Origin of the sequence: Allobosea thiooxidans (genome assembly GCF_900168195.1) — a bacterium.
GTDB classification, from domain to species: Bacteria; Pseudomonadota; Alphaproteobacteria; order Rhizobiales; family Beijerinckiaceae; genus Allobosea; species Allobosea thiooxidans.
In genome coordinates, this window is the sequence record NZ_FUYX01000002.1 from 167023 (window position 1) to 177963 (window position 10941).

General features: G+C 69.6%; 9 protein-coding genes. 2 read left to right on the plus strand and 7 right to left on the minus strand.

The window, feature by feature from the left end; translation table 11 throughout:
- The first annotated feature begins 87 nt into the window (after window positions 1-87).
- Complete coding sequence (gene obgE, locus B5Y19_RS03890) at window positions 88-1131, plus strand: GTPase ObgE (protein WP_055729084.1); 1044 nt, start codon at window positions 88-90, stop codon at window positions 1129-1131.
- A gap of 16 nt (window positions 1132-1147) precedes the next feature.
- On the opposite strand, the gene B5Y19_RS03895 is transcribed toward obgE, so the two are convergent.
- Window positions 1148-1924, minus strand: a complete 777-nt coding sequence (locus B5Y19_RS03895; protein ID WP_079591134.1) for a hypothetical protein — start codon at window positions 1922-1924, stop codon at window positions 1148-1150.
- 34 nt (window positions 1925-1958) lie between these two features.
- Window positions 1959-3095 carry a DSD1 family PLP-dependent enzyme gene (locus tag B5Y19_RS03900; protein ID WP_055729082.1) on the minus strand — a complete coding sequence of 379 codons (1137 nt, stop codon included), beginning with the start codon at window positions 3093-3095 and terminating at the stop codon, window positions 1959-1961.
- A gap of 184 nt (window positions 3096-3279) precedes the next feature.
- Here B5Y19_RS03900 and B5Y19_RS03905 point away from each other — a divergent pair, with 184 nt between their 5' ends.
- Window positions 3280-5100 (plus strand): ABC transporter ATP-binding protein, encoded by a 1821-nt coding sequence (locus tag B5Y19_RS03905; RefSeq protein WP_055729081.1) that lies wholly within the window; start codon window positions 3280-3282, stop codon window positions 5098-5100.
- Between the two features lie 12 nt (window positions 5101-5112).
- On the opposite strand, the gene surE is transcribed toward B5Y19_RS03905, so the two are convergent.
- The 5 genes from surE to B5Y19_RS03930 are packed head-to-tail and all read right to left on the minus strand — an operon-like array spanning window position 5113 to window position 10845.
- Window positions 5113-5880: a 5'/3'-nucleotidase SurE gene (gene surE / locus B5Y19_RS03910; RefSeq protein WP_055729080.1), complete on the minus strand. Its 768-nt coding sequence runs from the start codon at window positions 5878-5880 to the stop codon at window positions 5113-5115.
- 2 nt (window positions 5881-5882) lie between these two features.
- Window positions 5883-7031, minus strand: coding sequence for an MBL fold metallo-hydrolase (locus tag B5Y19_RS03915; RefSeq protein WP_055729079.1), 1149 nt, complete (start codon window positions 7029-7031; stop codon window positions 5883-5885).
- A 10-nt stretch (window positions 7032-7041) separates the two neighbouring features.
- A complete protein-coding gene (locus B5Y19_RS03920; RefSeq protein ID WP_055729078.1) occupies window positions 7042-8133 on the minus strand; it encodes an ABC transporter ATP-binding protein in 1092 nt (363 codons plus the stop codon).
- Entirely contained in the window at window positions 8121-9833 is a 1713-nt protein-coding gene (locus B5Y19_RS03925; RefSeq protein WP_055729077.1) for an ABC transporter permease, read from the minus strand. Before B5Y19_RS03925 ends, B5Y19_RS03920 begins: the two co-directional genes overlap by 13 nt.
- A 16-nt stretch (window positions 9834-9849) precedes the next feature.
- Entirely contained in the window at window positions 9850-10845 is a 996-nt protein-coding gene (locus B5Y19_RS03930) for an ABC transporter substrate-binding protein (protein WP_079591135.1), read from the minus strand.
- Window positions 10846-10941: the final 96 nt, after the last annotated feature.

The window sequence follows — 10941 nt, forward strand, 5'->3', positions numbered from 1 at the left end:
AGGCATGGATCCCGGATCAGCGCCGCCGACGCGGCTTGTCCAGGATAGCGGTGTCGCCGTTTTTGGTTCCGGAAACGATCCGATCTCATGAAATTCCTCGACCAGGCCAAGATCTATGTGAAGGCGGGTGACGGCGGCGCCGGCTGCGTTTCCTTCCGCCGCGAAAAATTCATCGAGTTCGGCGGGCCCAATGGCGGCGATGGCGGGCGCGGCGGCGACATCGTCGTCGAATGCGTGCAGGGCCTGAACACGCTGATCGACTACCGCTTCCAGCAGCACTTCAAGGCCCGCACCGGCGAGCACGGCATGGGCAAGGACCGCCATGGCGCCAATTCGCCGGCGATCGTGCTGAAAGTGCCGCCGGGCACCGAGATTCTCGACGAGGACGGCGAGACCAAGATCGCCGACCTGACCGAGCCCGGCCAGCGCTTCGTGCTGTGCAAGGGCGGCAATGGCGGCTTCGGCAACGCCTATTTCAAGACCGCGACCAACCAGGCGCCGCGCCATGCCAATCCCGGCCTGCCGGGCGAGGAGCGCTGGGTCTGGCTCAGGCTGAAGCTGATCGCCGATGCCGGGCTCGTCGGCTTGCCCAATGCCGGTAAGTCGACCTTCCTCGCCACCGTCACGGCGGCGAAGCCGAAGATCGCGGACTATCCCTTCACGACGCTGCATCCGGGCCTGGGCGTGGTGCGTGTCGACGGACGCGAGATGGTGCTCGCCGACATTCCCGGTCTGATCGAGGGCGCACATGAAGGCCACGGCCTCGGCGACCGCTTCCTCGGCCATATCGAGCGCTGCCGCGTGCTGCTGCATCTGGTCGAAGGCACGAGCGAGCATGCCGGCAAGGCCTACAAGACCGTGCGCGAGGAGCTGGAGGCCTATGGCGAGGGGCTGGCCGACAAGCCGGAGATCGTCGCGCTCTCCAAGGTCGATGCGCTGACGCCGGAAGTGCTCAAGGAACAGGTCGCGCGCCTGAAGCGGGCGGCCAAGCGCATGCCGATCATCCTCTCGGCCGCCTCGGGCGAGGGAGTCGATGCCGCGCTCAGGGCGCTCTTCACCGTGGTCGAGGAGGCCCGGCGCGAGGAAGAGCGCGAGAACGCTCCCGCCACGGAGACCGGCTGGCGCCCCTGACATCAGCGGTTCGGCTCTAGCGGAAGTTCCGCCAGGCGCCGACGCGGTGGATGTTCTCGCGGTCGGCTGCCTCTTCTCCGAAGGGCGCGACCGGCCAGTCCCAGCTCTCATCGGGCGCAGGCAACGCGACGCCGCGCATCAGGTCGAGCTGGTCCGTGACGGTGCCGGCGCGGTCGCGCTCGACCATCTCGACGTCGCTCAGCAGGACGACGCGGCCGCGGAAGCGGCGCAGGTCGGCGAGATGCCAGGCGATGCAGCGCGCCGGCAGGTCGATCGGCAGCGCCGCGGCTTCGTCGGGATTGTCCGCGAGCCAGTCCTCGATCGGCCAGGCAAGCTGCGAGAGCAGGTTGGCCGAGACGACGAGGTCGATCGCCGGGTCGGCGGCGAGGCCCACCAGTGGATCGTCCCGGCCGTCGCCCTGCCCGGCGAGCCAGGCCATGATGCCGGTGAGGTTCTGCGTCAGCAGCGCGACCTTGCGGCGGAAGCGCATGGCGAGCCGGATTTGCGGCAGATGCACGGCGTCCACCAGCAGCACGCGCTCGAAATTGGCTGCGAGTAGCCGGAGCGGGATGTCGCGCAGCAGTCCGGAGCCGAGGATGACGGCGGTCCGCCGCTGCGGGAGTTCGGTGACGACCTCGGCGATGACGGCGCGACAGCGGGCGTGATGCCCGGCCCAGGCTCGACGCTGCCGGACGCCGCGCGACCAGAGTGCGACGCTCTCCCCGACCAGGCCGAGCCTGCGGGTCATGCGCGAGGCCGGCGTCGCCAGCCGCAGGGCCAGTTCCGCGAGCATGGCTATGCGCCTGCGCTTCGCATCGGCCGATGTGTCAGGTCAGCGCGCCGCGCCCCGCAACCGGCCAGACGGCCTCGACATGGGCATCCGGCCCGTGCAGGCCGCGCATGCAGACGTACCAGTCGTGGAGATTGACCGTCGGGTCGCAATGGCTCGGCACCAGCAGCAGCCGGTCGCCGCGATGCGGCAGCGCGATCGGATCTCCGGTCAGCACGCCATGCTCGTCGGAGGGCTTGGTGTAGACCACCCCCTCGCGCCGGAAGGGGATCGGCATGCCGGAATCGACGGCCGCCGCCTTGTGCCCGGCATCGACGATGGCGCGGTCCGGCACCGGCTTGCTCATCACCCCGGCGAGCACGAAGAGCGCGTGCTCGAAGCTGCGGAAGGGCGTGCCGTCGGCCTGGCGGTTGCGGGCGTAGTCGGCGTCCATGAAGATGTAGGAGCCGGCCTGGATTTCGTTCCAGAGGCCGGATTGCGTCTCGAGTTCATGGGTGCCGGTGCCGGCGCCGCTGACGATCTCGCAGTTCAGCCCGGCATGGGCGAGCCGCTCGGCGGTGTTGCGCACGGCGTATCCGGCACGCTCGATCGCCTCGCGCCGCTCGTCGATCGAGCGCATATGCTGGGCGGCGCCGTGATAGGCCTGAAGGCCGGCGAAACGCAGCGTGTTGGACCGGGCGATGGCTTCCGCCAGCCGGACCGCCCCCTCGCCGGGCGCGATGCCGCAGCGCCGGCCGCCGACATCGATCTCGACATAGACATCGAGCACGACGTCATTGCGCGCGGCAGCCTCCGCCGCCTCGCGGACACCCTCGGCATGGTCGACGCAAAGCCCGATCCGGGCGCTGCGGGCGAGCTGCGCCAGCCGGTCGAGCTTGGTCGGGCTCGCGATTTCGTTGGTCACCAGCACGTCGCCGACGCCGCCCGCGACCAGCACCTCGGCCTCGGACACCTTCTGGCAGCACTGCCCGATCGCGCCATGGGCGATCTGGCGCAGGGCGATCTCGGGGCTCTTATGGGTCTTGGCGTGGGGCCGCAGCCGCACGCCATGCGCCTGGGTGAAGGCGGCCATGGCGACGAGATTGCGCTCGAAGGCGTCGAGATCGAGGACGAGGGCGGGGGTTTCGATCTCGGCGAGGCTTTGGCCGGGCTGGGCCGGCGGCGATAGCGGCATGGAGTCTCCTGAATCGGTTGTGGCCATGGGAGGACAGCTTCGTGTCCGGAGCAAGGCCCCCGGCCTGCACCCCGGCATGCGCCGTAGCGGGCTCTGCCCGAGAGCGGGCCCGGCCGGCGGCGATTCGGCCGGGCCGGGACCTCCTCCAGTGGCGTTGCCGGCCCGGCCGTGATAGGCGCGGCCCATGAAGATCGGCCGCGTCACCGACGATACCCTTGCGTTGTTCGCCCGCGTCTGGCGCGAGCAGATCAGATCCTACCTGCCGCAGATGCTGATGATTCTCGGCCTGGTCGTGGTCATCGCCGCGACGACGAGCTTCTACCCGCTGCTGATCAAGGCGGCCTTCGACGCCTTCGCCGATCCGCTGACGGCCGAATCGACCGGCTTCGTGCGGCGCATGGAGCGGCTGGTCTCCAAGTCGATCAACTACGAGATCGGCGTGATCAACGCGATCGCGACCGTGGTGGTCATCGTCACCGCGATCAAGGGCTTCTCGCTGCTGGCCCAGACAGTGATGACCAACAAGGTGGTCAGCCGGATCGAGGCGGACATGCAGACGGCGCTCTACGGCCATCTGATCGATGCCGATCTGGCGCAGCTCCAAAAGGAGAACCCGGCCTCGCTCACCCAGCGCTTCACCACCGACTTCACCTTCGTCAAGGAAGCGCTGACGCGGATCGTCAACATCGCGATCCGCGACGTGGTGACCGCGATCGCGCTGGTCGGCGCGCTGTTCTGGATCGACTGGCAGATGACGCTGGTGGTGGTGCTGATCGCGCCGGTGATCGCCCATCCGATCGGCCGCATCGGGCGCAAGCTGAGGCGGATGGCGAGTTCGCAGCAGGAACAGACCGGGGTGATGGCGAGCCTCGTCACCGAGAGCCTGCAGGGTGCGCGCGTCGCCAAGACCGATTCGCTCGAGCCCTATCTCAAGGGGCGTGCCGCCAACGCCTTCGAGGCGATCCGTGCGCTCAAGGTGAAGGCGGCGAATGCGCGCGGGCGCCTCGATCCGCTGCTGGAGGTCGGGGGCGGCATGGCGGTGGCGGGCGTGCTCGCCGCCATCGGCGTGCGCATCACCTCGGGCTCCTCCACAGTCGGCGACTTCACCGGCTATGTCTCGGCGCTGCTGCTCGCGGCCCAGCCGATGCGCTCGCTCGGCAACCTGAACGCGATCGTGCAGGAGGCGGGAGCCTCGCTGAAGCGCTACTACGCGCTCATCGACGAGAAGCCGCTGATCATCGATCGTCCGGATGCGAAGCCGCTCGCCATCGCGGCGGGCGACGTCGCCTTCCGCCATCTGCGCTTCCGCTACCGCGAGGACCAGCGCGCGCTGGAGGGGATCGACCTCGTCGCGCGCGGCGGCACGACGACGGCGCTGGTCGGCCGCTCCGGCTCGGGCAAGTCGACGCTGCTCGCTCTGGTGCCGCGACTCTACGACCCTGCCGCGGGGCGGGTCGAGATCGACGGGCAGGACCTGCGCAGCGTCACCCTGCAGAGTCTGCGCCACCAGATCGGCGTGGTCAGCCAGGATGTCGTGCTGTTCGACGACACGGTCCGCGCCAACATCGCCTTCGGCCGCCCGGGTGCGAGCGAGGCGGAGATCATGGCGGCGGCGAAGGCCGCGGCGGCGCACGACTTCATCACGGCGATGCCCGGCGGCTACGATGCGCCGGTCGGCGAGCGCGGCCACAAGCTTTCGGGCGGCGAGCGCCAGCGCATCGCCATCGCCCGCGCGATCCTGAAGGATGCGCCGATCCTGCTGCTCGACGAGGCGACGAGCGCGCTCGACACCGAATCCGAGCGCCTGGTGCAGCAGGCGCTGGCGCGGCTGATGAAGGGGCGGACCACCATCGTCATCGCGCATCGGCTCTCGACCATCCGCGAGGCGGACCTGATCGTGGTGATGGACGAAGGCAAGATCGTCGAGACCGGCAGCCATGACGAACTGCTGGCGCGCGACGGCGCCTATGCCCGCCTGCACCGGCTGCAATTCGTCGAAGCCTGACCGCTGCGGCGCTCAGGCGCCCGTAGACTGCTTCAGCTTCTCGTTGAGCGGCGCGCAGAAACCGGGTTCGAGCGGCGCACCGTCGATCCAGCAATGGCGGACGATGACGATGCGCCCGGCATCGACCAGGCTGTTCTCATCGCCGGGCCGGCTGCTGCGCGGGCGGCCGCGCCGGATGCGCCAGACGATCCGGTCGGGGTCCTCGCTCAGCACATCGGCGGCGCCGGCGATCTTGTCGCGGCCGATCATGGCGAGACCGGCCTCGGCCGGCAGCTCCTTGGGCAGGTTGACGCTGAGATAGGCGCCCTCGCGGCTCCATTGCGCCCGGCGTTGCCAGAGATCGTCGATGATCGCCGCGAGCGCAGCGATGTCGCGTTCCTCCGCCGTGCCGCCCTTGGTGCGCGAGAAGCCGATGGCGGGAAGGTCCCAGAAGCTGGCTTCGCGCGCGATCGAGAGCGTTCCGGAATAGGCGGCGTCCTCGGCGGCGTTGCGGCCGTCATTGACACCGGAGAGCACGAGGTCGGGCCGGCCGCCGTCACGGAACAGCACGGTCATCGCGGCGACGACGCAATCGGCCGGCGTGCCGTCCAGCGCATAGAGCTGCGGCGCGCGTCGGGTCAGCGTCAGCTCGCGATCGAAGGAGAGATGGTGGCTCGCCGCCGTCCATTTCCGCTCGGGTGCGACCACCCAGATATCGGAGGCGATGCGAGCTGCGGCGGCGCGCAGCAGGGCGATGCCAGGAGCGTCGATGCCGTCGTCATTGGCGATGAGAATGCGCATGCTCAGACCTCGATGACGTCGCCGGGCCGCAGATCGGCCGCGAGGCCGGGAATGTCGGCCGCCAGCGAGCGGGCGGTCTCGGCATCGCAGGAATGGGCGAGGATGCGGCCGGCGCCGCTCGCCGCCGCGATGGCCGCGTTCTCCGGCAAGGTGGGATGGGTTGGGAAGCGCAGCCAGTCGGCCTTGCCGGCGGCGAGCTGTACCGCGGCCGGGCTGCCGGTGGGAACATGTCCGGTGAGCAGGATGGGATGACCGTCACGGGCGGCCTGGGCGAGCGCAGCGCGGGACGGACCGGCGAGGCCCATGCCGTCGTCGCAGAGCAAGGCGGCGGGCGGCAGAGGTTCGCCCTCCTGCCAGAGCATGGCCTCGGCGAGGCGGGCGGAAAGCAGGTCGGCAATCCCCGGTCGCAGCCAGGATGCCGCCGCGACCTGCTGGGCGAGTCCCGGGCGCATCGCCGGGTGAATGGCGAGCGGTGTCCCGATCAGCCCGATCAGCTCGATCGAGCGGCCCGAGAGCGGCGTCGGCAGGACTGCGCCCTGCGGATGGGCGGCGAGCCAGTGCGTGATGGCGCCGCCCCGTTCCGCCGCCGGGACTCTGTCGGCGCCATAGGAGGCGTCGACCAGCAGCAGGTCGCAGGGCGGCAGCGGGTCCATGGCGAAGACCGGGCTCGCGGGCACGACGTCGCCGCAATAGCCGAGGCTGCGGCCGTCGGCCTGCAGATGGCACCAGACGCCGCCGACGACATGGCCGCTGCGCCCGGTGCGGATCCCGATCGGACCGAGCGCGAAGGCCTGCCCGGGACCGATGATCTCGGGCCGGATTCGCCGGGCCAGCGTCTGCTCCCGCTTCGTCGCATAGGCAGAGAGCGTCGCATCGGTCTCGGCGGCGGTTTCGGCCGTCATCAGCACCCGGCCGGAGAAGCCATTGGCACAGCACCAGCCCAGCGCCGCGACATGATCCTCATGGGCATGGGTGACGATGATCGCGTCGAGCCGCTCCAGCTCGTCGGGCGTGATCACGGGATAGTAGCCGGGGCCGCCCTGCGCGCTGGTGTCGACGCCGACATCGAGCAGAAGCCGGGTCCCGCCCGCCTCGATGCCGATGCAGGTCCGGCCCTTCTCGCCGACCCCGCCATGGATCTTCAGTTTCATGCGGCCCGTCTCACGCAGCCTTGTCCAGAGGGTCGCTGTCGGGAATGATCCAGCCGTCATTGATGGCGATGCGGATCGCCTCGCCGGTCTGGGCCGGCGCGGGCTCGGCCGCATCGAGATGCAGGACGATGTCGGCTCCGGCGCTCGGGCGCGCCTCCATGCGGAAGAAGCCGCCCTGATAGGAGAGGCGCTCGACGGCGGCGGAGACGCCGGCCTGATCCGCGGCGGCGAGGCCGATGTCGCGGGCGCGCAGGCAGAGTTTCGCCTGGCCGCTCAGCGCCTGATCGGGCCGGCAGCGCACCACCGCCTCGACGCCGAGCACGCTGACGCGGCAGCGTCCGGCCTGCGGCGCCGACAGCACCGCGGCCGGGAGGACCATGCCCTCGCCGATGAAGCTGGCGACAGTCGTGTTGGCAGGCTCGCGATAGAGCGCTGAGGGCGTGGCGAGCTGCAGCAGCCGGCCGCGATCCATCACGGCGATGCGGTCGGCCAGCGCCATCGCCTCGGCCTGGTCATGGGTGATGTAGACCATCGTCGTGCCGGTGCGCTCGTGGAAGCGGGCGAACTCATCCTCCATCGAGGCGCGCAAGTGCACATCGAGATTGGCGAGCGGTTCGTCGAGCAGCACCAGCGAGGGCTCGGTGACGAGGCAGCGCGCCAGGGCGACGCGCTGGCGCTGGCCGCCGGAGAGAAGACCCGGCCGGCGCTCGGCGAAGCCGTTCAGCCCGACGAGATCGAGCGCGGCGGCGACGCGCCTGGCCCGCTCGGGATCGCGCACGCCGGCGACGGTGAGGCCATAGGCGACGTTCTCCGCCACCGTCATATGCGGCCAGAGCGCGTAGGACTGGAAGACGATGCCGAGCTTGCGGTGCTCCGGCGGGATATGGGTCTCCGCCGAAGAGACCAGCCGGTCGCCGATGCGGATCGTGCCGCCGTCGAGCTTGTCGAAGCCGGCGATCTGTCGCAGCAGCGTGGTCTTGCCGCAGCCGGAGGCGCCGAGCACCGCCAGGAACTCGCCATCCTCGACGTCGAGTGAAACGTCGTCCAACGCGAGATAGGATCCGAAGCGCTTCTGCGCCCGGTCGATGGTCAGTCGCGCCACGGCAGGACTCCCTGGGGCAATCTCTGGGCGAAGAGGGTGGTCGAGAGCATCAGCCCGACGGTGACGAGGACGGTGATCGCGGCCAGCGCCGAGGCATAGGTCGAATCGCCCCCCTGCTCGAAGGAGAAGACGACGACGCCCAGCGTCTCGGCGCCCGAGGACCAGAGCAGGGCGGAGACGGTGAGCTCGTTGAAGGCGGTGAGGAAGACCAGCAAGGCCCCCGCCACCGCCGCCGGAGCGACCAGCGGGAAGATGACCGTGACGAGGCGCCGCGGCAGGCCGGCGCCGGCGATCTGCGCGGCCTCCTCCAGCGTCCGGTCGATCTGGAGATAGCCGCTGATGACGGGCCTTAAGCCGAGCACGAGGAAGCGGGCGAGATAGGCGAAGACGATGATCCAGACGGTGTTGTAGAGCGTGACGTTCAGGACCGGGATCGGCCTGAGGAAGAGCAGGATCGCGGCGATCGCGAGCACGACGCCGGGCATGGCGTAGGGCAGCTCGGCGGCGAGGTTGAGCAGGCGCAGTGCCCGCGACTTCTTCCAGACGATGAAATAGCCGAGCGGCACGCAGATCAGCACGATCGCGGTTGCGGCACCCGCCGACATCAGAAAGCTGTTGACGAAGGCGCGCTTCGAGGCGGCGTGCTCGAACAGCACATAGGCGTAGTTGGCGAAGGTCGCCGTCGCCAGGTTGAGCGGCACGCCGAAGGCCGGGATCAGCGAGGTCGAGAGCAGGCCGAGGAAGGGCAGGGCCAGCACCAGGATGGCGAAGGTCCAGAGCGCGATCTCGACCGGCGTCCGCCAGCGGCCGAGCTCGAAGGGGCGCGCGGCGCTCGAGGTCGTGGTGATCCGGAAGTCGCGACGGCGCATCATGAAGTCCTGCAGCAGGATGCCGGCCATGGCGATGATGCCGATCAGTAGCGACAGGATCGCGACTTCCGAAAGGACGCCCGGCCCGAGCCCGGCGAGGCGCTGGTAGATCAGCGTCGGCAGGGCGAGGAAATTGCCGGGGATGCCGAGGAAGGCGGGAATGCCGAAATTGCCGAGACAGGAGACGAAGCAGAGCGCGATGCCGGCGACGAGCGGCGGCGTCATCAGCGGCAGGACGACGGTGCGCAGCACGGTGAGCGGGCTCGCCCCGGCGGCGAGACCGGCCTCGATCAGCTCCTTGGGCAGAGCGCGCAGGCCGGCCCGCAGCGTCAGGAAGATCAGGGGCGCATATTGCAGGCCGAGCAGCAGGATGATGCCCTCGCGCGAATAGAGCGGGTTGCGGCTGCCCAGCGGCGGCGCCATGCCGACGAGCTTGAGCAGCGTGCTCGACGGGCCGAAGAGCTGCAGCCAGGCGAGCGCCGTGACCTGCGGCGCGATCATCAGCGGCAGGACGAAGCAGAAGGTGAAGGCGTTGCGGGCGCGGATGTCGGTCAGCGTCGCCAGCAGCGCGACCGTGCCGCCGATCAGCACGGCGAGCAGCGTTCCGGCGACGGCCGTGACCAGGCTGTTGGCGGTCGCCGTCCAGGTCGCAGGGCTCGCCAGCACCTTGCCGAGCGCCGTGGTCGAGAGCTGGCCGCCGGGGGCGAGCCCCTCGACGACCAGGCGCCCGATCGGCAGCAGCGACAACAGCGCGACGAGGCCGACGAGCCCCCAGAGGAGGCCCGTCTCCTCGACGCGCGTGCGCAGCGTCGCGGTATCGGCGAGGGACATGCGCACGCGTCTCGGCTCAGTTGCCGAACAGGGTGGCGAAGCGAGCCTTGTCGGCCTCCGTCGCCTTGACCACGGCCGCGATGTCGGAGGCCATGACGTTGATCTTGGTGCCTTCGGGCAGCCAGGCCGGCGAGCCGACGCTCGGCTTGGCCGGGATATAGCCCATGGCGAGCGCGAGCTTCTGGCCCTCGTCGGAGAGGATGAAATCGACGAAGGCCTTGGCGGCAGCCTCGTTCTTCGTCGACTTCATGATGGCGACGGGCTCGGTCACGGCCGGGGCGCCTTCCTTCGGGAAGACGAAGTCGATCGGCGAGCCCTGCTTCTTGGCGTTGTAGGCCATGAAGTCGACCAGCACGCCATAGGCCTTCTCGCCGGTCGCGACCGAGCGCAGAACGGCGCCGTTGCCGCGCACGGCGACGGCCTCGTTGGACTTCAGACCTTCGAAGAACTTCCAGCCGAGATCGGGGCGCGCGGTCATGGTCGAGAGCATGATCGCCGCCGCGCCCGAATAGAGCGGGCTGGGCATCGAGATCTGGCCCTTGTAGCCGGGCTTGTCGAGATCGGTCCAGGAAGCGGGCTTCTCCTTGGCGGCGGTGTTGTAGGCGATGCCGGTGGTGATCAGCTTCGAGCCGAAATAGGTCTTGTCCGCATCGAAGGAGCCGGGCTGGAGCCCCTCGGTCTTGGCGCCGGGATGGGCGAGGAGCTGCTTCTGGCCCTTCAGGATCTCCATGCTCGCCGCGTCGGCGATCAGCAGGACATCGGCGCCGGGCTGGCCGGCCGAGATCTCGGCGGCGAGCTTGCCCATCACTTCGGTCGTGCCCGAGCGGAAGATCTCGACCTCGACATTGGGATAGGCCTTCTTGAAGGCGGCCGTCGTCTGGGCGGCGTCCTTCTCCGGCTGCGAGGTGTAGAGCACAAGCTTGCCGGAAGGGGCCTGCGCGAGGGCCGGGCCGGCGGCGAGCATGGCGCCGAAAGCGGCCGCCAGCATGAATTTGCGTCTCGTCTGGGTCATCGTCCTGTCTCCTCCGTCGTTTGCTGTCGACCTTTACGCCAGTCGCGCCGGTCGATCTCGCCTTCTGTTGGTCTATAGCCGGCAATTCCAGGCTTG

Excerpts from the sequence above, each read along its gene's own strand:
- B5Y19_RS03905 (WP_055729081.1), top strand. The coding sequence starts at position 3,280 with ATGAAGATCGGCCGCGTCACCGACGATACCCTTGCGTTGTTCGCCCGC.
- B5Y19_RS03925 (WP_055729077.1), bottom strand. The coding sequence starts at position 9,833 with ATGTCCCTCGCCGATACCGCGACGCTGCGCACGCGCGTCGAGGAGACG.
- B5Y19_RS03930 (WP_079591135.1), bottom strand. The coding sequence starts at position 10,845 with ATGACCCAGACGAGACGCAAATTCATGCTGGCGGCCGCTTTCGGCGCC.
- B5Y19_RS03915 (WP_055729079.1), bottom strand. The coding sequence starts at position 7,031 with ATGAAACTGAAGATCCATGGCGGGGTCGGCGAGAAGGGCCGGACCTGC.
- B5Y19_RS03895 (WP_079591134.1), bottom strand. The coding sequence starts at position 1,924 with ATGCTCGCGGAACTGGCCCTGCGGCTGGCGACGCCGGCCTCGCGCATG.
- surE (WP_055729080.1), bottom strand. The coding sequence starts at position 5,880 with ATGCGCATTCTCATCGCCAATGACGACGGCATCGACGCTCCTGGCATC.
- obgE (WP_055729084.1), top strand. The coding sequence starts at position 88 with ATGAAATTCCTCGACCAGGCCAAGATCTATGTGAAGGCGGGTGACGGC.
- B5Y19_RS03900 (WP_055729082.1), bottom strand. The coding sequence starts at position 3,095 with ATGCCGCTATCGCCGCCGGCCCAGCCCGGCCAAAGCCTCGCCGAGATC.